Consider the following 24,631-nt stretch of genomic DNA (forward strand, 5'->3'; position numbering starts at 1 on the left):
TCTGTTGTTGGACCGACGAGCCACTGGCGCGCCATGTTGTTGGATGCTTGTGGACGGCGATAGCGTCCTCCTCATGGCCACACTCCAGCAGGTGATGGATGACCAGCGAGAGTTCGCGAACGCGCGTGACTGGGGTCAGTTCCACTCCCCAAAGAACCTGGCTATGGCTTTGGGTGGCGAGGTCGGCGAGCTCTCCACCGCGATCGCCGACGCCCTCTCCTCCCCGGGTGACTGGGCCGGGTTGGCATCGTTGGAGTCAGTGACCAGCGAAATTGCAGACGTCACGTTGTACCTACTAAGGCTGTTCGACGTTCTGGGCTGCCCACTGCCGGACCGCGAGGTGCAAAGGGGCCAGGGAGCTACTGCCTCCGATTCGGAGCTCCTGGTGTTTATGGCTCTTGCAAGACTGGTAGGGGCAGTTGGGGAGATTCTGGAATTCTGGCAGTGGTCAGCGCCTGGCGAAACTTATACCTCGCTCGAACGCATCGAACCCCGCATTACTGCGGCTTTCGACGACCTGGCTGGTGTTGCTGGCCTGGTAGGTGTAGGGCTAGCGGACGTCGCAGAGGCAAAGCTCGTCCACAATGCGGTCAGATACCCAATCAGTAAGAGCTTTGGCGTGCATTCCAAGTATACTGAATTCGATTGAGGAAGAACCAAATTCGAGCCTATTGTGCTGAGCGGGTATGGCCATCGCCTCCCGAGCGGTCCAGCACGGCCCAATAGTGCGGTATCGCTGCGCGAGCGTCAACACTGTGCGGACTTAAAATCCGTCAAGTGTCGGTTCGAGTCCGACTGGGGGCACGTAAGTCCATATGGACCCGAAAGCTTAGTCCGAGTAACAAGTTTCGGCGGGTGCATGGACTACAGTGAACTGTGGCGGTTCTCAATGGACTTGTGAGGCAGCAGATCTGAAATACGCTGCGGCCCCCCCGGCTGGCGTGGACGTTGGTTGCTGCATTCGTGCAGCTCAGGATGTGTTTTTGCTTCAGGATCCGAAAGATCTCGGGGGTTCGTTGACACGAGGCTGACACATCTCGGTACGTAGCAGACGGGGTGGGTGTAGGCGTATTCTGCAGATCGATTGCAAAGCTTGGTATTTCGACGCCCTTAGATTGCAGTCACGGCGGGCTTGGCGCGTAGTTCTTGGTTGACGATGGGTGCGTTCTTCGTTCGCGACTGACGGGTCGTAAGCCTGTGTAGGTGAAGTTGCGGTGGCGTCAGTTCAGGTTGGGGTGGACGAACCATTTGTCGAGTTGGCTGTGGGGCGGGATGGCGAGAGTGATGTGTCGTCGCGCGCGGCTGAGCGCGACATAGAGATGTTGCGCCGATGGGACTCGGTTGGGGTCATAAATGGTGACGGAGTCGTACTCCAGGCCCTTCACGCGGAGGGTGCTTCCGATGTTGATGCGGCTCGTGGGTGGTGGTGCAATTCTGCGGCGTGTGTCGATGGCCGTTCGGGCTGCGTCTAGTAGTTCGGTCGTAGGGGCGTTGCCGAGGGAGCGTAGAGCGGTAAGCAAGGTGTACAAGAGGCCTGGCCTGTAGGTACGACAGTTGGGGCCTGAGATGACTTTTCTGATGACCGCGGCGAGATCATGTGCAGCGGACGTTTCGATGAATCGGCGGGCAAGGTTGTTCAGTTCGTTATTGGTTGTCCCAGGCCTGCTTTTGTCTTCCAGGTTCTTTACTAGCGTCTTGACCTGCGATTGGGCACTGATCTTGGTGGTTGTTGTTTTCGTGAAGTCGACGGTCAGCAGCAATATTGCGGCGGGACTGGCGTCGGAAATCTTGTGAACGAATCGGAGGAGGTCTGGGTGCTCTGCGGATTCGTGGACGGCGGCGATTGACGCAAGGGTTTTCGCGAGTGCCGCGATCTCGTGCGACTTTTGGCTGTCAGGTATGAGGACGGCGCGGCTTCCGAATTTCGGTAGCGCGCCGTGGAGGCCACCCTCGTGGAGCGGTCGGGGCATTCGGTAGACGGTGATGTCGCCGAGGGGGAGTGGGACTGGCTGCGCTTGGGCGAGTGGCTCGCGGATCGTTTTCAGCCAGTGACCGAGTAGCGGACTTGTGTGGGTCCATCGATGCGGTGTCGACAGGGTTCCGAAGTGGGGGAACGTGTCGAGTACGTCTGACCATGATACGAGCGGGTCATCGGGGTCGAAGTCGAAGATCGCCTGCAGCGGATCTCCGAGGACGACTGTTGGGGTGTGGTCGGCGAGGTGACTGATGATGTGGTGTTGGGTTGTCGAACAGTCCTGGTATTCGTCGACAATGATCTGGTCGTAACCGTGAAGCAGTGCTCGACGCACTGTGGGTCGGCGCAGGATGGCAAGAGCGGCAGTTGTTGCTGCCGAATGGTTTATACCAGTGCCTTCGTGCCAGCCCACGCCGGCGGGAAAGGCGCGAGCGAGGCGTAGCGCAAGCCCAGAGATCGTGTCGATGTGAACGGAACGCGCTGCGCCCAATGTGGTGATTCGATCATGAAGAGCCCGGACGCCGGCGTTGGTGTGGGTGAGAACGAGAAACCGACGCTTGCTGTGGCGGGAGATCGTGTCGGCGATGACCTGTGTTTTACCGAATCCTGCTGGTGCGGTGACTGATCCGCGGTCGATAGTGGTGAGATCGATTTCGGGTGAGCGAGTCGTCATGCTGGTGCGCACCAGTCCCGTAGGTCGTCGAGGTATTTCTGGAGCTCCGGTGTCATGACTGTGAGAGCTGGGTCGAGCACCAGTGCGGCCATGTCTTCTCCCCGGCTGACTCTCTTGAACCATCCACCCTTACCCGCAGCGATGGAGATCAGCTGGGGTAGATTCTGCGGGGGATTGGTGAGCTCTTCGCCCATGACGAGGGCGCGTGCGATTGGACGAGGAACACCGTTGTTGAACATAGTGTCCTCGACTGAGGCTATCTCCTTCTCCTCAATGGCGTAGGCGATGACGGTTCTGATGCCCTGAGGTGTGAGATGGCAGAGGACCTGCTGTTCGAGGTCGAGTCCGGGGGCCGTTCGCAGGATTGTGATTCCTGCATCTTCGAGGTCAGTGAGATCGGTGCCGGTGTCGTCGTCGCAGAAGACACCGACGGCGTACCCGAGTTGACGGAAGTGCTTTGCTGGTTTGATAAATTGGGGGTCGCCGTTTGCGTCGACGGTTGCGATGAGGCTCATGCGCACGGGTTCATTGTCCTCGAGATCGTTGCAGAGGGCACGAATGAAACCGACTTCGGTGGCGCCTTCGCAGATGAGTATACGTGGAGATAGGAACCCTTCTGCGTGGGTACGGATTGTTCCTTGCGTAGCATCTGGCGGAGTGACAAGGATGACGGTTCCGCCCGTGGTCTCGGGCGCGGAAGGCTTTGAGCGTTGTTCAGCGCCGTCGAACGTGCCGGGGGTGGTCAGCGCAGGTATCGGCTCTGTCGTGCGGCGGGCAATTCTGAGCTGGCGTGCTGTCAGTTCACGGACCACAACAGGTGAATGGGTGGTCAGAAGAACTTGTCGGCTGCTGGTTCGTTGTAGGTATCGAATGAGGTGGCGGGTGCGATGCGGTTCGAGTCCGGCTTCTAGTTCGTCGATCAATAGAACGTGGGCGCCGGCTTGCGCGAGGCTCTGGACGCCGACGGTGACAAGTCTTCGGCTTCCCAGGCCGGTGCGGCTGACCGGTCGATCGTCCATATGAAGAGAAATACTTCCCCGGGTGAGCGCAGTGAGATCGGCGTCGAGCTCCGCAGAGAATGTAGATTTGTCTGAGGCCGCGCGCAGTGTGTGTGCTTCCGTCGAGATGGCAGCGAGTGCGCTGTTGAACGGAGACAACGTCTCCCGCGCAGCTGCGCGGGCTCCGCGGGAGACTTCTCGCAGAACTGTATCGGTGGACTGCCCGTCGGCATCGTCGGAAAGTTGATGCAGTGCAGAGTTTCGGACCCATTTGAGGTGGTGGTCGGAGGCGTCGATTCGCCGGACGCCGAACTTCAGACGGTTGGTGGCCGAGAGCGGCTTACCTTCTGGATGGCGGTCGCAGACGACTTTCCAGTGGGGTTCGAAATCGCTCCCTACTGTGAGTTCGCACGTCAGCGCAGGGATGTGATCGTCGGGTTCATCGACGATCTTGCGATTAGCGTCGTCGATACCTCGTAGGTAGCCAAAAAAAGTCTTGTCAGTAGTGAGGTCCAGCGGCGGGTGCGCGACTGTCGCTGTGATGCGGATCGGATTGATGGCGGGGTCGCCTTGATAGAAGTCGTTGTCGCTGAGGCTGAGCATCCAATTGGGGTGAAACAGTACTGTGAGCGCATCGAGAATGGTGGTCTTGCCACTATCGCCGGTACCGATGATGCCGTTGAGTCCATGGTCGAAGACCTGCGAAAAGGTCTTGATCCCTCTGAAGTTTTCGATGGTGAGTTGATGAACGTGCACGTAGCTGGTTCTCCCTCAAGTGCTGAACGGCAGCGGGTTTCGGTTCGACCTTAACGGTGCTAGGGCGTGATCCGTTGGTGGGCATGTCGTGGCGATTTGTGCCAGGTGCCGACTACGAACGGTTCGGGCCTCGACTTCCGGCGCACCATCACGGTCGCCGTTCCGCGTGTTCTGTCGTCAGAAATCAACTCGTCGCCGGCCAGCGTCCAATCTTGATCGCCTACTGTGACGGAGACAGTCAGTCGTCCAGTGCGTTTGGCGTCCGCGAGCGTGATTTCCCATGCGTCTGTCTCCTCGAGGGCTGCGATTTCTCGTCGTATTTCGGCGTGGTCGGACGAAGCGACGACGATATAGCGACTGCCGATCACAGCGAGGCTGTAGCACCCAGCGTCGTCGGTGGTAACGCTGTACCCGAGTGGCGCTGCTACGGCATCGAGGTCGGCGGCGGTTGGGGTGGCAGGGTGCAACGTGCGGTCCTCAAAGCTAGATCGGGCGCGGTTGGCGTGTCCCCGGTGAACGGGGCCATCTCGTTTTAGAGTCTTGTTGCCCCTGAAGTGGGCGGATAGGACGATGGAGAACATGGCTGGACGGAAGCGCAACTCTGCCGAGGACATCGTGCGCAAACTGCGCCGTGCCGATGAGCTGACCGCTGCAGGCAAGACGCAAGAGGAGATCGCGGCGGAGCTCGAGGTGTCGGCGGCGACGTTGTACAACTGGCGGCGTCAGTACGGCGGGATGGACACCGATGCCGCGAAGGAACTCAAGGAGCTGCGCGAGCAGAACGGCAAGCTCAAACGCCTGCTCGCCGAGGCCGAGCTGGAGAAGGACGCACTGCGGGAGGTAGCGAAGGGAAAATTCTGAGCCCAGCCGCCAAGCGCCGCGCCGTCGACATGCTCGTCAACACCATGAGTCTGTCGAAACGTCTGGCGTGCAAAGCTGTTGGGCTTGCCCGCTCCACCTACGCACGAACACCGATCGCCGACACACCCGCGGATCCCGACGCGGCCCTGAGGGCGTCGCTGCGGACATACGCAGGCTCGCATCCACTGCACGGCTTCCGTCGCGCCTGGGCGCATCTGAGGCACGACCAGGGCATGTCGGTGAACAAGAAGAAGGTGCACCGGCTCTGGAAGGAGGAGGGTCTGCAGGTTCGGATCTATCATCCCCGCAAACGCGCCGGCATCAGCTCCTGCCCGCAGATCGAAGCCGATGCGCCGAAAGTGGTGTGGGCTATGGATTTTCAGTTCGACTCCACGGTGGATGGGAAAGCGATCAAGATCGCGTCGATGATCGACGAACACACCCGGCAGTCCCTGTTGAACATCGTGGAGCGCTCGATCACCGCGCAACGACTGACCGACGAGCTCGACAAGACGTTCGCGCTGTGGGACGGACCGCCGATGGTCCTGAGAATGGACAACGGTCCGGAGTTCATTTCGCATGTGCTGCAACAGTTCTGTCGCGACCGTGTCGGTATCTCCTACATCCCGCCGGGGACGCCGTGGAACAACGGACACATCGAATCGTTCAACAACCGACTACGGAAGGAGTGCCTGAACCGCAATCACTGGACGAGCCTTCTCGAAGCGAGGGTGGTGATCGAGGACTTCAAAGACGACCACAACCATCGACACCGGCACTCATCACTCGGCTACCTCACGCCGTCCGAGTACGCTGCCCAATGCACCCACAACCACCAACCGGTCGAGGGTTGCGAGATCGACTGAAATCAATCACACCGTGGCTCTAGAACACGGTGGCCCGACTATCGGGGACCTGCCACGGTAACCGACTCTGTGGTCGGTTGCCTGAATCATATGCCCGCCGTCCGACAGCTTGGAGGAAAGCCCCTTTGGTGCCGGGACGATGTGCTCTCGAAATGGGTTAGCCGCTGGTTTTGGTAGGCATGCCGCATCGGGTGCACAGGGGCGGCTGACCCTAGGGCATCGCGTCGTGAACGCGGCTGAAGTGCCGATGCAGGTTGTGGTGGCCACTGCCGTGGACGGACCGAAGCGGGATGCTCGCCGGTGCCCGTGATCCAATCGAATTCAGCGTTCGCGAACGTGGCAGGTTTGTCGAACGAGGCGGTCTTCTGCGGGTGTGGTCGTCACCGGGTGAGGTCGACAACGCACGCGTCTACTGCTTGGACGTCGGGGTCGCCGGGGGAGATGTTCAGCTCCGAGCTTGCTCGCGGCCAGTTCGTGGTGTTCCGTGCTCCCCCGGTCGATGAGTACACGGTTCCATCTGCGACGACCCAGACATCCGACCGGTTCTCCTCTCGACCGGCGGCGTCGATCGTGGTTCCGCCGACGTAGGTGTAGTTACCGACGTCGATGACGGTGCCATTGGCAAGGGACAGACCGGATTCGGTGAAGCCGGAGGCGACCAGATCCACGAGCGACTGATCAGCGGGAGCGCAACGCGGATCGGATGAGTACGTCGCGGGCGCCGGGGGAGCGGCGGCTGCAGGGGTGGTCGTGGTCGGTTGCATGGTGGTGGTTGCCGGCGGCGTGGTTGTCGCGGGGGCGGGCGTGGAGGTCCGTTGTACCGCGACGCTCATCGTCGTCGACGGTGCGGCGGCCTGAGAGTCGTCGGAGGTCTCGTCATCGGCGAAGAGGGCACCGATCACACCGATCACGATGAACGCCGCGACGATTGCGCCGATGATTTTGACCACGCGGGGCACGCCTGTCCGTTCCGGCTGGCCGGGCGCAGTCGCCTCGGTGGGAGCCGTTTCCTCTGCTGTGGGCCCGGTGGTGGGTTGTGTGTGTTCGGTCCACTGGTTTCCGTCCCAATATCTGATCAGTCCTGGTTCGCTCGGGTCTGGGTGCCATCCGGGCGGGGGCGTGGGGCTAGTCATGGTTCGTCCGTTCGTCGTTCTCGATGGTGCTGTCTTGGGGTGTTCCGTCGTTTCGGATGAGGCGGAAGATGCGTTCTTCGACTTCGACTGGCGTGTGGTCGGTCGCGGTGCCCCACGCAGTGAGGTGGTCGAGGTATGCGCTGTAGTCCGCGGTGCGTCCGCTGCGGATGCGGACGTGCGCGTGTCGGCGCAACCACTCGATGACCAAAGCGTCGAGGACGGGAGCTGCGTCTGGAGATGTTGGATTGCCGCGGGCGGTGACGAAGTACAACCATTTCGTGAAGAACGCCGGCCCGAGCCCGGTAATCTTCCCGTTGTTGTTCAGGTACCGATACCCCCACACCGCGCCACTGTCCTGCGCAATTTCTACTGAGCGCGCGAGCTTTTCGAATACATCGGGGGAGAGTGGTTCACCGGCAGGATCAGCGGTCCCGGTCAAGATTCGTGCGGTGCGGAAGGGACCGTATCCAGATGAACCGTGGCCCCAGATCATCGCGACCACGAACGCTGCAGTGGTTTTGTCGTCGTCGAGCAGTACGTCGATTCGTTCAGCCGCGATGGAACGGTCGAGTGCGGCCGGCAAAGTCGTTAGAATCTCATCGATGCCGTCAAGATCGTTGAGCCACTTGGCCCAACGTACCATCGGGTAATAAAACGCCCTTCTGCGGGACGAAAGGGCTGCGAAGCTGATGCTCAAGATCAACAGGTATTGGCGGTGCGGAGTCGACGTCTGAGCGGTCCCGGTCCATCCGGACAAAGTACGTGAGTGCCCCGGCCGCACGGTAGTACCGGGGTATGAATCCCGCCGTAGGTCGAAGAATGAACTCAGGAACCAGGACGGTAGCTGTGTGCTGACACCGGACCGATGGTGCACCGTGGCTCGGACAGGACCACCAACGTAAGTGCAAATCAAAGAGTCGCCTGATTGTGGCGCGGAACTCGGTCTGCATTTCCTTGAGGGCGCGGCTGTACTCGTCCAATTCGTCACCGAGGCCGTTAATTGCGAGCGGAGGGTTCTCATGGTCGTTGTCGTAGCAGGATAGGTAGATGGCTTGCTTCTGCATCCTGACCGGTAAGGCGGCTCTCGTCCCGTCCACAGACGTCGGGTCCCCTTACCCACTGCAAGTAGACGTAGCGAAGTTTCGACCGCTATGATCTCGCTCCGTGGGAAGTCCGACCACCTAGAATGCTGTGATGGTTGCGGATTCTGTCGGATTGTGTGTGGTGGGTGAATGTGGACGTAAAGTATCGGTCAAGAGACATCGCCTCTGCGACAAGCACTATCAGGCATTCTGGAGGTACGGTGACCCCGCTGGAAGCAGGTCCAGGCAAGGCGGCACGTGCGACGTGGCCGAGTGCGGACGGCGGCGGATAGGTCCTAACGGCCTATGCCATATGCACAAGATGCGGTTGCAGCGGACGGGGTCGATGGAAAAGTCGAAGCCTGTTGAATGTTCTGACACCCAGTGCACGCGGTCGGCGGCCGCGAAAGGACTGTGTACACGTCATTACGACAAGGCTAGAGGTACGAATCGTGACAACGGCCGGATCTGCGCGGTCGAGGGGTGCGATCGCTTCGTCAAGGCACGCGGCAGGTGTCCCCGCCACTATTCCGAGCTGCAGCGCTCAGGTGCACTTGCCAGTGCTTCAACCCGCGCCGAGGAGCTCGCGGAAATACCGACACGGCACTGCGTCGAGTCCGGCTGCGAGCGACCTTCGTCTGCTCGCGGTCGATGCGCAGTGCATCACAGTCGCTTCGTGAGCGGGCACAACATGGAACGTTTCTGTCGTGGGTGCGGGTCTGACCTGACCGGTCTACCCAGGGGACGAAGGTGGTGCGGCCCGGAATGCAGGCCGCGATGCGCTGGGCCCGCTTGCGACCGCAAGGCAAGCGGTCGCGGGCTCTGTTCGACTCACCTCAAGCAACGAACTGCAGGCACGCCCCTCCGGCCGATCGGTGGCCGCCCGAAGCGTGCCGTGAACGGCCCGTGCGATTGGTGCGGAGAGTTAGTCGGAGCAGACGCCACCGCGGCGTTCTGTTCCAGCGCCTGTCGCGGCATGGCGCGTCGCCACGCCGACGCTGCGACGTTCGGGGCGTGCGCCCAATGCGGAACGCGCATCGACTATCTCGCTCCCGCCAACGGTTCCAGCCGGCGGCTGACCCCCGTCTCTAAACGCCTCTGCGACAACTGTCGCCACCGAAGCGCATCCCTCTACCTGTCCGCGAACGTTCTACGGGCCAGGGACGGCGACACGTGCTCTCTCTGCGGTCTCTTCGTACCCCAGAACGCAGTCAAGCCGCACCCGCTAGCGGCCGAGGTCGACCACGTCCTACCAATCTCTATGGGCGGCACACACGACCCCGTCAACCTCGCGCTAGCTCACAAGACATGCAATATCAAAAAGGGCAACAGGCCTCCCTCGTGGAAGCGCGATCCCGACGAGGTCGAACCGCTCCTCGCCGACTGGCGATCATCCGGTCCGATCCCGCCTCCTCCCAGTTGCTCTGTCGAGGACTGCGACCGCCGTGTCGAGAGTGCCGGTGTCTGCAGCACCTACAGGTGGCGGCTTCGCAAGTATGGGAGCACGGATCTACCCCTCCGGCCCGAACGGCCCTCGCACTGCACCGCAGCAGATTGCGATAAACAGGTACGCGCGAAAGGACTGTGTAAGTCGCACTACGCACGACACCTACGGGCAGGAACGAAGTGCACCGAATCATCCTGCGACAGGGAGTCGAATACGCGGGGACTGTGCAAACCGCACTACAACCGGTGGCTGTCCAGGCGAGGCGTTTCGTGAGTTCTTAACCACTGCAACATGTTTGAGAACATCTGCAGCAAATTTGTCGTCTGTAATGGACGGGTGACCTCCATAAGCTGATTTCGCCAGTCGATTGGGCCACCTATCTAAAGCACTGGGCCCATCGGTGCGCCTCACCGGTAGTCGCCTCGCCTGCTCATTCGATCGTCTGTGACAGCTCAAACCTGGGTCACGGAGGTTGACGGCGTGATCTCTCGGAGGTCAATGCCACTGTCAATGGCCAAGTTGATGTCCCCGCTGGTGGCCAGGTGAAAGTCCCCGGTCCGTGTTGATGTTTCCGGTTTGTCAGGGGCGGTCCTTTCGGTGTTGTGCGTCTTTCATGCGGTAGGACTCGCCGTCGGTGACGACGATGGTGGCGTGGTGGAGAAGCCGGTCGAGGATCGAGGCGGCGGTGGTGTGCTCGGGCAGGAATCGTCCCCACTGCTCGAACGCCCAGTGCGATCCGATCGCCAACGAGCGGCGTTCGTAGGCACCGGCGACGAGACGGAACAGCAACTGGGTGCCGGTGTCGTCGAGCGGGGCGAAGCCCATTTCGTCGATGATGATCAGGTCGACTCGCAGCAGTGATTCGATGATCTTGCCGACGGTGTTGTCGGCCAAGCCGCGATACAGGGTTTCGACGAGGTCAGCGGCGGTGAAGTAGCGGACCTTGTGGCCGGCGTGGACGGCGGCGACTCCGAGTCCGATCAAGGTGTGCGATTTGCCTGTCCCGGCGGGTCCGATCATCGCCAGGTTCGACTGTGTCCGAACCCATTCCAGGCTGGAGAGGTAGTCGAACACTTTCGGTTGGATCGACGACGCGGCGACGTCGAAGGACTCCAACGTTTTGGTCACCGGGAACGCCGCTGCTTTGAGTCGGTTGACGATGTTGGAGGCATCGCGTGCTGCGAGTTCGGACTCGATCAGCGTCCGCAGCACTTCTTCCGGGGTCCAGCGTTGTGTTTTCGCGGTGATCAGCACCTCCGGTGCGGTCCGGCGGATCGCAGCCAGTTTCAGGCGCCGCAGTCCGGCGTCGAGATCGGCTGCGAGATCGGGAACATGCTGGGGTGCAGCAGTCTTCGGAGGCTTCGCCACTGTGGTGGTGGTGTCGGTCATGACGGCACCTGCGTATCGGCGGCAGGCGGCCGGATGGCGTAGGCATCGAGTGAGCGTGTCGGTGCGGTCGGTAGGTCCAGGATCAACGCGTCCCCGGCAGGCCTGGGCTGCGGCGCTCCGGCACCGGCAGCGAGGATCGATCGAACATCGGCGGCCCGAAATCGGCGGAAGGCCACCGCCCGGGTCAACGCTGCCACCAACTGCGCGGTGCCGTGCGCCGCACCGAGTGCCAGCAGGATTTCGAGTTCGGATCCGAGTCTGGTGTTGCCGATCGCGGCGGCACCGACAAGGAATGCTTCTGCTTCGGGTCCGAGTGCGCAGAACTGTTGCTCGACAGTGGTTCTTGGCCTGGGACCGCGATGGGGCGCGGGTCGGGCACCGCCGTAGTGGGCGTCGACTACCGAAGCGGTGCCCGGCTGACCCAGGTCGTGTTCGGCGACGACCTCACCGGTGGCCGGCTCGACGACCACCAACCGTCCCTCGGTCTGGACGAGGGTGACCGTCGCGCCGATCAACCGGACGGGCACCGAGTAGCGCGCGGACGCGAACCGCACGCAGGACAGGTGGTCGACTTTACGGGTGACCGGTGGTGGACCGATCTCCAGTCGTAGCGATGGCAAGAGCGACAACAGCTCTCGCTCTTCGTCGAGTCTGTCGTTCGGGACCGCGCATATCTCCGAATGGATGCGGGCGTTGACTTCCGTGCACCAGAGTTTCGCGGCGACGTTGGCGGTATGGACGTCGACGGTGGTGCCGGCGACGGCTGCTTCGGTGAGCAACGGGACAGCGAGATCGCGTTGGGCGTAGCCGACGAGGTTTTCCACCACTCCTTTCGATTGTGGGTCGTTCGCGTGGAAGAAGTCCGGCGCGAACCCGTAATGAGCAGCGAAGCGGACGTAGTCCGGGGTGGGGATGACGACGTTCGCGACGACTCCGCCTTTGAGGCATGCCATGCGGTCGGCGAGGACTTTGCGCGGGACACCTCCAACAGCGGCGAGTGCTTCGGCGATCAATACCATTGTGGTGGTGGCCTTCTCGTCGGTGCCGAATGCAGCGAACCGCCACCGCGAGTACGCCATGACAGCGCAGAACAGGTGCAGACCGCCCACGGTGGCCCAGTCGATGATCAGGTAGTCACCCGGTGCCCACACCGCGGGCCGGCGGCCGCGGTGATGGTCGGTGCGCCAGCGTTGCTTCTCCTCGGCCACCAGGCGGCGGAAGTTGCGGTCCGAACCGGTGTAGCCGGCCTTGCGGGCGATCGGCAGGATCCGTTTCGCCGAGATTCTGCCCTGAGATTTGTCGACCCGTTCGGCTACCAGGTCGGTGACGGCGGCGTAGTTGCGTTCACGCTCGGCCCGCTGCGGTGGTGATTGGCCGGCCTGATCGGCTTCGAACTTGTCGATGGTGCGTTTGACGGTCTTGTGGGTGGTGCCGACGAGTTCGGCGGTTGCGCGGTACGACCCGACTTCGCGGTAAGCGGAAATGATGTCCATACGGTCCCTCGCAGACTCAGACGAAACTAACTCCCGCCCGACCACGTGACCGAGGCACCTCCGCTGGCGACGGTCAGGCCGCAGGTCCGATCTCGACGCTATAGCCGAGGTCCTTGAGCTGCCGGACCAAGCGGGCCTTCTGAACCTCTGGACTGTTGCGTGGAGTATAGAAATCCGCACCCAAATCGCTGTACTCGACCTCATCATGCAGAATGTGCCAGGCGATCACCAAGATGGTGTGGGCCAGGGCGACAGCGGCTTTCTTCCCGCCGGCCTTGCCGAACCGCCGGTGAAGGCGCCGAAACCGGGCACCCAACCGCGTCTTGGTACGAGAGGCCGACCACGCCGACTCCACCAGCACACTACACAGGTGAGCATTGCCGTTACGGGTTGCCGTCTTCTTCCTTTTGCCCGCGGACTCATTGTTGCCAGGGCACAGCCCGGCCCACGACGCCAGGTGATCAGCGGTAGGAAATCGGGACATGTCCACACCAATCTCCGCGATGATCGTCTCCGCGGCGCGCTTGCCGATGCCGGGGATGGTCATCAGCAGATCTCGCTGCCGAGCGAACGGATCGACGACCTCATCGATCCGCGTTTCCAACCGGGCGATCATCTCGTTCAGGTGATTGATGTGGTCCAAGTGCAGACCAGCCAGCACACCGTGGTGAGCCGCGAATCGCCCCGAGAGCGCTAACGTCAGATCCGGGATCTTCTTCCGCATCAATCCGCGGGCCAGATTGGCCAACACGACCGGGTCGCGCACTCCGTCGATCAGAGCGGTGATCATCGCCCGCCCCGACACCCCAAGGGAATCGGACGCAACCGAATCGAGCTTGATCCCACCGTCCTCGAGGACCTTGTGAAGACGCTGGGTCTCCCGAGTGCGTTCTTCGGTCAACTTTCGGCGATACCGGGTCAGCTCCCGAACGGCTGCGATCTCGGCCGGCGGGATGAAACTGCCCCGCAGCAACCCGACCTCACACAACTGAGCCAGCCACACCGCATCGGTTGCGTCGGTCTTGCGGCCCGGCACATTCTTGACATGGTGCGCGTTGCACAATAGGACTTCGAACCCATCGAACTCCGCCAGTGCATGAAACACTGGCCGCCAGTACACTCCGGTCGCTTCCATCGCGACGTGCGTAACCTGTTCGGCGCGAAGCCATTGCGCCATCTCAAGCAGCGCACCGTAGAAGGTCGCGAACCGGCGCACCCGCTGCGTTCGCTTCTGGCCGCTATCGGCCTCACCCTCCGGAACCCGCACCGCCACAGTGACTTGACGTTTGTGCACGTCGATCCCTGCAACCTTCGAAAATACGATCTCCATCTTCGACGCCTCCTCCGCAGAACTACTAGCCAGGGCGTCACCCGCGAAGTCCGCGAAACGTTCGAAACTCAGACACGCGCTCGCAGCAGCAACCCGGAGTACCTACCGGTGCGGACTCTGGCGTGTCCCCGGTGAACGGGGCCATCTCGTTTTAGAGTCTTGTTGCCCCTGAAGTGGGCGGATAGGACGATGGAGAACATGGCTGGACGGAAGCGCAACTCTGCCGAGGACATCGTGCGCAAACTGCGCCGTGCCGATGAGCTGACCGCTGCAGGCAAGACGCAAGAGGAGATCGCGGCGGAGCTCGAGGTGTCGGCGGCGACGTTGTACAACTGGCGGCGTCAGTACGGCGGGATGGACACCGATGCCGCGAAGGAACTCAAGGAGCTGCGCGAGCAGAACGGCAAGCTCAAACGCCTGCTCGCCGAGGCCGAGCTGGAGAAGGACGCACTGCGGGAGGTAGCGAAGGGAAAATTCTGAGCCCAGCCGCCAAGCGCCGCGCCGTCGACATGCTCGTCAACACCATGAGTCTGTCGAAACGTCTGGCGTGCAAAGCTGTTGGGCTTGCCCGCTCCACCTACGCACGAACACCGATCGCCGACACACCCGCGGATCCCGACGCGGCCCTGAGGGCGTCGCTGCGGACATACGCAGGCTCGCATCCACTGCACGGCTTCCGTCGCGCCTGGGCGCATCTGAGGCACGACCAGGGCATGTCGGTGAACAAGAAGAAGGTGCACCGGCTCTGGAAGGAGGAGGGTCTGCAGGTTCGGATCTATCATCCCCGCAAACGCGCCGGCATCAGCTCCTGCCCGCAGATCGAAGCCGATGCGCCGAAAGTGGTGTGGGCTATGGATTTTCAGTTCGACTCCACGGTGGATGGGAAAGCGATCAAGATCGCGTCGATGATCGACGAACACACCCGGCAGTCCCTGTTGAACATCGTGGAGCGCTCGATCACCGCGCAACGACTGACCGACGAGCTCGACAAGACGTTCGCGCTGTGGGACGGACCGCCGATGGTCCTGAGAATGGACAACGGTCCGGAGTTCATTTCGCATGTGCTGCAACAGTTCTGTCGCGACCGTGTCGGTATCTCCTACATCCCGCCGGGGACGCCGTGGAACAACGGACACATCGAATCGTTCAACAACCGACTACGGAAGGAGTGCCTGAACCGCAATCACTGGACGAGCCTTCTCGAAGCGAGGGTGGTGATCGAGGACTTCAAAGACGACCACAACCATCGACACCGGCACTCATCACTGGGCTACCTCACGCCGTCCGAGTACGCTGCCCAATGCACCCACAACCACCAACCGGTCGAGGGTTGCGAGATCGACTGAAATCAATCACACCGTGGCTCTAGAACACGGTGGCCCGACTATCGGGGACCTGCCAACTCCACCGTCACTCTTCAATACGGACTTGAAGGGTGCCAATCTGCACCGACGTCAGCGGGTGACGCACCACTAAGTTTCATCCACCCGCGAGCGCCCCGCCAGGGGCATCAACCTCTTCAATGGAACTCCCCGGGCGGTGCGGTGTGGTTGGCACCTTCACCGTCACCGCTCGGGCCAGAAGTTCCTGATCGACACGACGAACACGGGGTGGGGACTTTCAGTTGGCCACCAGTGGGGACCTCGACCTGGCCACCAGTGGGTACTTTTTCATGGCCACGGACAGCCACGAGACCAGAGTAGTTTTTCGTCTGTGGTTCAGGACGGCCGCTTTACCGGTGCCGCCACGTTTTCGAAGATGGCAGTGGACTTCCTGCCGTTCATTGGACGGTGCTCGGGCCCGCGAAGCCGCCCACAACCCAGGTGGCTCCGCCAAGAGTTACGTGAACGTCGACCCACCCTGCGTTCTGAATGTGTTTGGAACCCCATGCGTCGATGGAGAATCGATCGGTCGTGAGCCTCTCCGCATGGAACGTGGCCTCCGGAAAGTTGTCGAAGACGAAGTCGACCGCGTTATAGCCGATTGTGGAGCGAAAGTCATCGGGAGGAGTCGACTCCGGCACCGGGCCCGCACTGCCGGATTCGGCCAAGACCTGTCCGTTCTTGTCGGCTCGAACGCTGAACCTCATCCACCCGGCGGGAAATTTCAAGCCGCTGACGGGGTCCGGTTGCTGGTCTGCGCACCGAACCACCTCGACGGTTGCGCCTGGAAGTGAGTCGAACGCAAATGACACAGAAGAGTTGCCTGTCGCGCGCTCGTCGAATATCGGCGTGGGGCCTGCCTCTACCGCCTTGAAGTTATCGATCGAAATCGACACGAGCTGCTCAGGCGCTACCGTCGATTTTGGTACTAGATAACCAACGTCGGACAGTGTGACAAACAATTCTTCGCCAACGGTTCTGACCGAAGCGTAGACCGGGGTAGGGACCGGCTCTGGGATGCCGTTGCCTCCACCCGTTCGGACCCAGCCAGCACTATTTTCGTGGATCAAGGCGAAGGTCGACGCTTGAAGGCGGTCGATGTGCGCACCGCCGTCCTTGTTCGCCAACGCCAGGATCAACTGTCTTCTACTGAATTGAGTTCCTTTGCTATCGACAATGACAGGTCGGGTCCACCATTCGTCGAAGTCGACATATCGTGTGGTTGACGACGTACGAATCTGGTTAGCATCACGCGAAAGGAAGGTGATGCCTTGCGGCGCTGCGCCCATTCCTGTCAGCCCCGGGCTCCTCGCCGCGACGGTTGGGTCGTTGTCGATGATTGGCGCACTGTCGGACCACCGCAGACTTTCCTTGCTCCCGAGCTGTGCAAGCAGACTTCGACTGCGCTCGGTGTCGTGGACCAAGACTCGGATCGTGACGGCGATGCGCTTTGATTCTGCGAGGGTCCCGACGTCGAAGGCGTCACACGAAGTGCGTAGGAAAGCCAATTGCTCAGCCAGGTCTGCGTTGAGGTCTCGGTCTCTTGAGTTGTTCGGCACGGATTAAGAATCGCACAACCCACCGACAGTCCGCGAAGAACGGACGCCCACATCTCGGCCTGAGCCTGGGGGTGCAGTGCACCTTGGACCCACGGTCTTGACGGGCAACTCGACCGCGATCGTCGCGAAGGGGTTAGTTGCGCGTGAGAGCGGTCCTCACAGATCAGATGGCAACCAAACCGGTGGCAGTCCAAACGCGTGATCGTAGGCTTGGAGAAGAAGTTCAAGCCCATCTCCGTTGTCTCGCGTCAGCCGCCGGCGGCCACCTTGGTGTTGAATACGCGTGTAGCGAATCCGCCTCGCGCAAGGCGTATAGCATCGATGCGTGCCGCACAACGATAGGAACTCCGCTCGGTTCGAGGGATATTGGTGGTTGCCACGCACCCCCGAGGACCGAATACCCGGGTATCTGACGATCAGTTCTGAAGGCAAAGCAAGCTTGCGACTTCTCGGGGGCTTTGTGTCGCAACATGCTGCGACTGACGGCGGTGAAGCGTCGAAAGCATCCGGTGACGATGCTTTTGGGGCTATTTACGGAATAACGGTGGATGGAGAAGTGATCACGCTGGTCGATCCCATTTGCACACATACCAACTCGCACTTGTTCGACGAGAAGGTACGATCCCAGTCATATGAACCGGCTCGCGTTCTTGTCGGGTTGCATCTGGAGCACGCGCACGAGAAAGTCTTCACGTCGGCGACGTTCATGCTGGAGAATTTCCACGCGTGGGCTGGGCTTTGGGAGGTGTCGTACACATTGAACGTCGGTGATAACAGCTACCGCACAGCGACGGTTCACCAGAAACCGGTGACGACTGTGCCGATCAGCGACGGAATGAGACTGGTGGTCACCAACCGCCTGGGATTGTTCTCCACCGACCTGACGACTTCGGCCGCGGAGACAGCATGCACAACCGCAACTTATATGACTGTCGAGTCAGATGAGCCGCTTAGACACAATGGGTTCGACGAGGCAATCAATGCCGTGGCTGATTTGGTGACGTTCGCGACCGGTGAGCCATCCGCCATCACTGAGTACACCATTACCCATCAGACACCGGAGCGCCGCCGACGACCAATCCTCGACGACGAACGCAGAATACGAACAGAAGAATACGACCGCACCGTTGTTGCGACCGTCCGCGCACCCTGGTCCACCACGTCTAGGGCGCCCGGCACTCCGACCAAAGAGACGCACAAGTACCTGTTCACAGGAACCGACGTGGCGATCGACGACTGCATCACCCGCTGGTTCGAACTTCGGACGACGGCACGGCGGGGCATCGACATGCTCCTGAGCTTGACCTACGGAGACCGCACCTTTCTCCAAACCGAGGTGCTCATCCTCGCTGCTGCCGCCGAAGCACTACACCGCTCGATCGCCCCTGTAACACTCCGAATGCTGCCCGCTGACTTCGCCCGAATCATGACGACTGCAATGAAAAACCTCGAACCCGACGAGAAACAAATCCTCCAGAACGCCATCCACAACGAGCCGACCTATCGGGAACGATTGATCGACCTCGCCGCAATTCCCAGCGCACCAGCAGTGGACGCGCTCGTGCCCGACGTCGAAAACTGGGCCAGGGATCTGACCCGAATTCGCAACGGATTGGCGCACTCCATGGCCTCCTACTTGGCCAAACCTGAGGACCTGGATCAGATGTTCGCTCTGCGCCAGCAAACCCAGTTGCTGCTGCAGCTCGTCGTCATGGCCGAACTGCAGTTGTCCGAGGACAGGCAGAACGAGGTGGTCCGGCGCGCCGGACACTACATTGCACCGGCCGTTTGAGCGATCCGTGGCGGGATTCGGGATTCGGATTCGATGCTGTTGATCCGCCGAAACTATGGTCGTCTTCATGTCATACGACAGATTGCGGGCCAGGATCGAAAAAGTATCTGAAATCGCAACCAACCGGAGCAATGATCCGAATGCTCCCAACCACCACCATGTGGTCCCGCAGTCCTAAACCAGACGTTGGACCACTGGCAGAGGAGGCGCGGTACGGTCCGTTCGGATCGACAATGGTCGCAGGCAGCTCGTAGGACCCAAGAAAGTCGGCGGGATAGACCATTTCTATCGTCTTGAGGCCGACGACATCGAACAGACCTCGACACGCCCACTGGTTTACGACAGGTATTGGTTCACCCGACCGTATAAGTGCCTGGTGGCGGACTCGAACTCCGGTCTAAAGTTTTTCTTTTCGTCGAACAAGCCATTTTTTGCAGGGCGGGCGTTAACCTCCGGTTTAGTCCGTATGTCGTCGGCCGCGATCACCTCGAAATGATAATTCGGAAACTTTGCCCGATACTCCGCCGCTAAGGATGATTTATCGCCATCTAGTATTCCTACAACTTTTTTGTATCCCATCGAGTCGAGAAGCTTGATAAAAATTTCCATTTTCTCCGCTCCCCCGGCGCCCCACCCAAAGAATGAGCCTTCCATTTGATCACCCAGTATTTCGTCGATCTTCTTGAAGAAGACTACGTCTTCCTGGCCCTCAGTCAAAATCACATTGTCCTCAAGGAAGAATACCTCAGCGGCATCGAGGCCTAAGATATGTGGATTGAAAAGATCGTCTTTCAGCTTGCCTAACCGTTTAATGACGTCGTGATCCGCTTCGCGTAGCTGAACGCCATTTCTTGGGTCCTTGAAGGCCCGGACTATTGTTGCCCCGTTGGCAAGGTCGCCCCAGTTAATAAAATAGGGCGAATGCGTCGAATAGATAACTTGGTGATCGCACGCGAACTGGCTGATCACTTCCCTTAATCTTCGCTGCAATTGAGGATGGAGCGATAGTTCCGGCTCATCGATAACGACCAGGGAATCATCTTTGGCATCGTATATTCCATCGAGAATCGAAAGCAAACTAACGATTCCCTCCCCTAAACCTTCACTGGTGTGACTTTGACCGTTTTCCCAGAGAAATTTCAAGTAATATTGTCCAGAGTCTTCTAAATCAATCGTCCATGTAGGTGTAGGTTTTACTACCTGGGCGAATAACTTGTTGAAACTTCGCTTAGCATCAGGATCGTCGTTGATTTTAAACAGGCGGCTAGCGAATTGATTATCCAGAATCTGCGACCTTAAGGCTGGAATTCCGTACTGTGAGGAGAAGGACTCGCGGTCGATGGGGCTGTTTTTGGAAAAGAATGCATTAAATCCTCGGCGGGACGGAACTACTAAGAGGTCGAGACCTGGAATCTCATTAGTTCTCCAAAATGTCTGACTGCCACCTGCTTCGATAGACGCTAATTCTTTCGATCTGCCATCCATATCAGTAATAGTCATTTGCACTTTATCGCCGAACTTGGCGTTTCGCTTGCCTGAAGAGAAGGATGTGGTCCCTTGTTGCACGAGTGCGCGCATTGCTTCGATCAAGGTTGATTTACCGCTATTATTTGCGCCGACAACTATAGTCAGTCCGCTCCCTGTCGCACCATCGGGGATCGCAAGTTCAATCTTCTGGAGTTCGTCAAAACCGCGTAGTCCACCTAACTGAATAGACTGAACTTTAGACATGTAGTGAAACTCCTCATAATCCGATTTCCAGTACCAAGCTATCTCCGCACGATTAGAACCCTAGTCTTTCACAACCGCGGTCGCAGCTTCACGCGATCGAGTTGGTCGGGACCGACGTCTGCTTCTCACTACACACCCGCCCCACGCACAACCCCGACAGATACTGCAGACTGGGACTCCAGTGTGACGACCAATCAGAGTACGGCACGTTCTCGACTGCGATTATCGTGGTAGCGGCGGCAGTCAGGACTGCCGCTTGCCCGTCCTAGAGCGGGTTCCCGCACGGAACCCGCGATGTATGGACCGGCCGAGAACGACCGGTTGAATCACAAATCGCCCGCAATCCCTTGCCCACCACCCGCCACGAATAAACGGTGTAGCCACTTCGTCGACGACTGTGCGAAGCAGCCGGAACCACACCGCTGCGTGAACACGGGCGACATCGAGCTCGACCGATCCGCACGTCAACGCGGTGACACTGCGCTGTTGGTTTCAGCGGCTGCCGTAGGTACCGGTATCGATGGTGCATGCACTTCCGAGCCTGGCGGGGTTCTGTCCCAGAACACCAGTCTGTCGGGGCAGATACTGCAGAACTGCAGTCGGCAGCTATGTTCGGCGCAGCTGGAAAGCATCGGGATTTGATGATCCGTCATGACTGCGAGGTCGGAGGCGATGTCGAGATCGTCGATGCACAGCGGACATGCCCTGGTCTTGAGTCTGTTCATCCAGGGAAGTCACGTGCCGGCGGGTAGGATGCGGCGGCGTCGATCATCCCCTGCCACACCTGGCGGTAGTACACCGAGGAACCCGAAGCGACGCAGTATTTTCAGATCCGGGGGAGTTGGCCGGTAAGCGCGATATTTCGGCCCTGAAGCTTGACTTGACTTGGAACAGGGCCGGTCGAAATCAGTCGGTCGACCCGGCTCGGTTCGCAGGTGGGTTGGCGGTGGGCGTGCGCACGACAGTTCGGTCACACAGAACTGAATCAATGTGCATGTCGGCATTGGCGCAGTTGGCGGGTTTCTGTCCACCACGGTATACCAGGATGTAGGTGAATTTAGGGTGGTTTTGCCGAGGGTCTCGTTGACACGAGAGTGACACAACTGGGTACATACGGGGGTGTATCGGCCTGGACGCAAGTGTACGAAAAATGTTGTCACGCAGGAAAAGGTGGATTCACCGAAGTCCGGTTGAGTCCACTTTTCCGGACTTAAAATCCGTCAAGTGTCGGTTCGAGTCCGACTGGGGGCACGTAAGTCCATATGGACCCGAAAGGATAGTCTGAGTGACAAGTTTCGGCCTGTGCCGTGGACTGCAGTGAACCGTGGCGGTTCTCAATGGATTTGTGAGGCAGCGGATCTGAAGACCGTTGGCTGGGTGACACATCGTTTCGGTCATCCTGGGTCTTGAAGCAGGTCGGTGCGTTTTCGCGGACTGCGAGACTGCCGTTTGACGCAACTCGATGACACGAGGCTGACACAACTCGGTAGAAACTGGATAAATCATGCGCTTTTTTGACCGTTGAACCCCCTGCGAAGCAGCGGATCGCGAAGTCACCAATGCGCCTGCAACGAGTTATTTAGGGGTCGAGGGGCACCGAGAGTTTCGTGCAGTTCCGCACCGTCTACGTCGAAACGCGGGTTCGCCCGGGTTTCGCACCCGAGCTCCAATCAGCGGCCTCAGCGGTGGCCGCTCGGATCGCAACCGCGGCGCAGTAGTTCCGCCCCGAAGGCACTCGCGGGATGAAAGCGACGGCAGGACGATGGCTTTATCAATACTCATCGTCAGGCTTGAACGGTGGCGGGTTGGTCAGAGCGTGCTCGGAATCGAGGACGGCCACCGCTCCGACGTTGGGGTCGCGGTCGCGGAGCAGCGTCCGTGGGCCGTCGGCGACCCGGGAGCGTTTGTTACATCGAACGAGCTGACAAGCTGTGCGACCGGTGGGTCTCCTTTGCGCCAGCAACGCCTCCGGCAGGCAACGGCCTTACCGGGTGAGGTCCACGACGCAGGCGTCAACGGCCTGCACGTCGGGGTCGTCGGGGGAGACACTTAACTCCGAGCTTGCTCGCGGTGACGGTTCGTGGTGTTCCGTGCTCCCCGGTCGATGAGTACACGGTTCCGGCTGCGACGACCCAGACATCGGATCGGTTCTCGACTCGACCCGTGGCGTCGATGGTGGTTCCGCCGATATAGGTGTTGTCGCCAGCGTCGATGGCGGTTCCGTTGGTCAGGGTCAGACCGGATTCGGAGAAGCCGGAGGAGACGAGAGCCACGAGCGATTGAGCTGTGCCATTTCAAGTAGACGCAATGAACCTTCGCTCGCTACGATCCCGCTCCGTGGGAAGTCCGACCACCTAGAATGCTGTGATGGTTGGGAGTTCTGCCGGATTGTGTGTGGTGGGTGAATGTGGACGTAAAGTATCGGTCAAAAGGCATCGCCTCTGCGACAAGCACTATCAGGCATTCTGGAAGTATGGCGACCCCGCTGGAAGCAGGTCCAGGCAAGGCGGCACGTGCGACGTGGCCGAGTGCGGACGGCGGCGGATAGGTCCTAACGGCCTATGCCATATGCACAAGATGCGGTTGCAGCGGACGGGGTCGGTCGAGAAGTCCAAGCCGGTTGAATGCTCTGGCACCGAGTGCACGCGGTCGGCGGCCGCGAAAGGACTGTGTACACGTCATTACGACAAGGCTCGAGGCACAAATCGCCAAAACGGCCGGATCTGCGCGGTCGAGGGGTGCGATCGCTCCGTCAAGGCACGCGGCAGGTGTCCCCGCCACTACTCCGAGCTGCAACGGTCAGGTGCACTTGCCAGTGCTTCAACCCGCGCCGAGGAACTCGCGCAGTTACCGACACAGCACTGCATCGAGTCCGGCTGCGAGCGACCTTCGTCCACCCGCGGTCGATGCGCAGTGCATCACAGTCGCTTCGTAAGTGGACACAACATGGAACGTTTCTGTCGTGGGTGCGGGTCTGACCTGACCGGTCTACCCAGGGGACGAAGGTGGTGCGGCCCGGAATGCAGGCCGCGATGCGCTGGGCCCGCTTGCGACCGCAAGGCAAGCGGTCGCGGGCTCTGTTCGACTCACCTCAAGCAACGAACTGCAGGCACGCCCCTCCGGCCGATCGGTGGCCGCCCGAAGCGCGCCGTGAACAGCCCGTGCGATTGGTGCGGAGAGTTAGAGCGTGTCTCCCAAATTTGAGAGGTGCTGTCAGCGATGATATTTCGATGACGCGCGTGGGAGTGATCAGTGACGAGTTCTGGGAGATCGTCGAGCCAGTGATACCCACCGACGTGGGAAAACGTGGGCGGCGGTTCGCCGAGCACCGGCGAATTCTGGAGGGCATCGCATACCGATTCCGTACCGGGTGTCCGTGGCGAGATCTGCCGGAGGACTTCGGTCCGTGGCAGACGGTGTGGAAACGCCACCACCGATGGTCCTTCGATGGCACCTACGACGAGATGCTTGCCGCGGTGGCCGAGGTGTTCGGTCTCGACCCGGAAGAACTCGACGGCGATATCGGGGCGGTGCTCTCGATCGACTCGACCAGCGTCCGGGCGCATCAGCATGCGGCCGGTGCGCGAGCCGACACTCTCACAGGGGGCCTTGTCGAATTACAAGAAATCCGTCGACGAACCCGCTGACCACGCGTTGGGTCGATCTCGCGGAGGATTCACCACGAAGATCCATGCACTGACCGACCTGACGTGCTCGCCGGTGACGATGCTGCTGACCGGTGGGCAAGCCGGGGACAATCCACAGTTGGTGCCGTTGCTCGATGCCCACCGAGCTGCCGGTGGGGACCAGGACTACCGATTGCTCGCCGACAAGGCGTACACCCATCCCAGTACCCGCACCGAACTGCGTCGCCGCAAGATCAAACACACCATTCCCGAGCGCAGCGACCAGAAGCAGCGACGGGCCGACAAGGGGTCCGCCGGTGGTCGTCCACCGGGTTTCGATCCGACGATGTACAAGCACCGCAACACCGTCGAGCGTGGCTTCGGGCGGCTCAAACAGTGGCGTGGTGTGGCCACTCGATATGACAAGTACGCCATGACATTCCTCGGGGGCGTTGTCCTGTGCGCGGCAGTTCTGCACTCCCGCAACCACAACCACCGCCCGGCGATGAAAACGAAAACGGACCCAATTTAAGAGACA

16 protein-coding genes, 1 tRNA gene and 1 pseudogene are annotated in these 24,631 nt (G+C 60.3%); 7 read left to right on the top strand and 11 right to left on the bottom strand.

Features of this window, described 5'->3' with window-relative positions:
* Nucleotides 1-73: 73 nt before the first annotated feature.
* Nucleotides 74-649 (top strand): hypothetical protein, encoded by a 576-nt coding sequence (locus WDS16_RS03430; protein ID WP_338890506.1) that lies wholly within the window; start codon nucleotides 74-76, stop codon nucleotides 647-649.
* 67 nt (nucleotides 650-716) lie between these two features.
* A tRNA-Leu gene (locus tag WDS16_RS03435) sits at nucleotides 717-804 on the top strand.
* Nucleotides 805-1,220: 416 nt separating this feature from the next.
* On the opposite strand, the gene WDS16_RS03440 is transcribed toward WDS16_RS03435, so the two are convergent.
* Genes WDS16_RS03440 through WDS16_RS03450 form a run of 3 tightly spaced genes read right to left on the bottom strand, consistent with a single transcriptional unit; the run spans nucleotide 1,221 to nucleotide 4,869 of the window.
* The gene (locus tag WDS16_RS03440) at nucleotides 1,221-2,648 is read right to left on the bottom strand and encodes a UvrD-helicase domain-containing protein (protein WP_338890508.1); all 1,428 of its coding nucleotides are present in this window, start codon (nucleotides 2,646-2,648) and stop codon (nucleotides 1,221-1,223) included.
* Nucleotides 2,645-4,402 (bottom strand): ATP-dependent nuclease, encoded by a 1,758-nt coding sequence (locus tag WDS16_RS03445; protein WP_338890510.1) that lies wholly within the window; start codon nucleotides 4,400-4,402, stop codon nucleotides 2,645-2,647. Before WDS16_RS03445 ends, WDS16_RS03440 begins: the two co-directional genes overlap by 4 nt.
* A gap of 59 nt (nucleotides 4,403-4,461) precedes the next feature.
* The gene (locus WDS16_RS03450; protein WP_338890512.1) at nucleotides 4,462-4,869 is read right to left on the bottom strand and encodes a hypothetical protein; all 408 of its coding nucleotides are present in this window, start codon (nucleotides 4,867-4,869) and stop codon (nucleotides 4,462-4,464) included.
* 112 nt (nucleotides 4,870-4,981) lie between these two features.
* On the opposite strand from WDS16_RS03450, the gene WDS16_RS03455 reads away from it, so the two are divergent.
* A protein-coding gene (locus WDS16_RS03455) for an IS3 family transposase (RefSeq protein ID WP_422395690.1) occupies nucleotides 4,982-6,129 on the top strand; the annotation gives its coding sequence in 2 pieces (ribosomal slippage) (nucleotides 4,982-5,249 and nucleotides 5,249-6,129; 1,149 coding nt in all).
* 380 nt (nucleotides 6,130-6,509) lie between these two features.
* On the opposite strand, the gene WDS16_RS03460 is transcribed toward WDS16_RS03455, so the two are convergent.
* Nucleotides 6,510-7,262 (bottom strand): DUF2510 domain-containing protein, encoded by a 753-nt coding sequence (locus tag WDS16_RS03460; protein ID WP_338890514.1) that lies wholly within the window; start codon nucleotides 7,260-7,262, stop codon nucleotides 6,510-6,512.
* Nucleotides 7,255-8,283 (bottom strand): hypothetical protein, encoded by a 1,029-nt coding sequence (locus tag WDS16_RS03465; protein ID WP_338890516.1) that lies wholly within the window; start codon nucleotides 8,281-8,283, stop codon nucleotides 7,255-7,257. The genes WDS16_RS03460 and WDS16_RS03465 overlap by 8 nt, the downstream gene beginning before the upstream one ends.
* A gap of 1,037 nt (nucleotides 8,284-9,320) precedes the next feature.
* On the opposite strand from WDS16_RS03465, the gene WDS16_RS28210 reads away from it, so the two are divergent.
* Complete coding sequence (locus tag WDS16_RS28210; RefSeq protein WP_422395752.1) at nucleotides 9,321-10,064, top strand: HNH endonuclease; 744 nt, start codon at nucleotides 9,321-9,323, stop codon at nucleotides 10,062-10,064.
* A gap of 306 nt (nucleotides 10,065-10,370) precedes the next feature.
* Here the strand turns inward: WDS16_RS28210 and istB are convergent, their stop codons facing one another.
* From istB to WDS16_RS03480, 3 genes are all read right to left on the bottom strand, one after another.
* The gene (gene istB, locus WDS16_RS03470) at nucleotides 10,371-11,180 is read right to left on the bottom strand and encodes an IS21-like element helper ATPase IstB (protein ID WP_338890518.1); all 810 of its coding nucleotides are present in this window, start codon (nucleotides 11,178-11,180) and stop codon (nucleotides 10,371-10,373) included.
* Nucleotides 11,177-12,673 (bottom strand): IS21 family transposase, encoded by a 1,497-nt coding sequence (gene istA, locus WDS16_RS03475; protein WP_338890520.1) that lies wholly within the window; start codon nucleotides 12,671-12,673, stop codon nucleotides 11,177-11,179. Before istA ends, istB begins: the two co-directional genes overlap by 4 nt.
* 73 nt (nucleotides 12,674-12,746) lie before the next feature.
* Nucleotides 12,747-14,003: an IS110 family transposase gene (locus tag WDS16_RS03480; protein ID WP_338890521.1), complete on the bottom strand. Its 1,257-nt coding sequence runs from the start codon at nucleotides 14,001-14,003 to the stop codon at nucleotides 12,747-12,749.
* 198 nt (nucleotides 14,004-14,201) lie between these two features.
* Here WDS16_RS03480 and WDS16_RS03485 point away from each other — a divergent pair.
* A protein-coding gene (locus tag WDS16_RS03485) for an IS3 family transposase (protein WP_422395690.1) occupies nucleotides 14,202-15,349 on the top strand; the annotation gives its coding sequence in 2 pieces (ribosomal slippage) (nucleotides 14,202-14,469 and nucleotides 14,469-15,349; 1,149 coding nt in all).
* 434 nt (nucleotides 15,350-15,783) lie between these two features.
* On the opposite strand, the gene WDS16_RS03490 is transcribed toward WDS16_RS03485, so the two are convergent.
* Nucleotides 15,784-16,281 (bottom strand): hypothetical protein, encoded by a 498-nt coding sequence (locus WDS16_RS03490; RefSeq protein ID WP_338890523.1) that lies wholly within the window; start codon nucleotides 16,279-16,281, stop codon nucleotides 15,784-15,786.
* Nucleotides 16,282-17,269: 988 nt separating this feature from the next.
* Here WDS16_RS03490 and WDS16_RS03495 point away from each other — a divergent pair.
* Complete coding sequence (locus tag WDS16_RS03495; protein ID WP_338890524.1) at nucleotides 17,270-18,736, top strand: HEPN domain-containing protein; 1,467 nt, start codon at nucleotides 17,270-17,272, stop codon at nucleotides 18,734-18,736.
* Between the two features lie 336 nt (nucleotides 18,737-19,072).
* On the opposite strand, the gene WDS16_RS03500 is transcribed toward WDS16_RS03495, so the two are convergent.
* Both WDS16_RS03500 and WDS16_RS03505 read right to left on the bottom strand, forming a co-directional pair.
* Nucleotides 19,073-20,467, bottom strand: coding sequence for an ATP-dependent nuclease (locus tag WDS16_RS03500; RefSeq protein ID WP_338890525.1), 1,395 nt, complete (start codon nucleotides 20,465-20,467; stop codon nucleotides 19,073-19,075).
* A 2,012-nt stretch (nucleotides 20,468-22,479) separates the two neighbouring features.
* Complete coding sequence (locus WDS16_RS03505) at nucleotides 22,480-22,740, bottom strand: hypothetical protein (RefSeq protein ID WP_338890526.1); 261 nt, start codon at nucleotides 22,738-22,740, stop codon at nucleotides 22,480-22,482.
* Between the two features lie 957 nt (nucleotides 22,741-23,697).
* Here WDS16_RS03505 and WDS16_RS03510 point away from each other — a divergent pair.
* Nucleotides 23,698-24,625: pseudogene (locus WDS16_RS03510) on the top strand (IS5 family transposase).
* The last annotated feature ends 6 nt before the right edge of the window (nucleotides 24,626-24,631 follow it).

Origin of the sequence: Rhodococcus sovatensis, from assembly GCF_037327425.1 — a bacterium.
Taxonomy (GTDB): Bacteria; Actinomycetota; Actinomycetes; order Mycobacteriales; family Mycobacteriaceae; genus Rhodococcoides; species Rhodococcoides sovatense.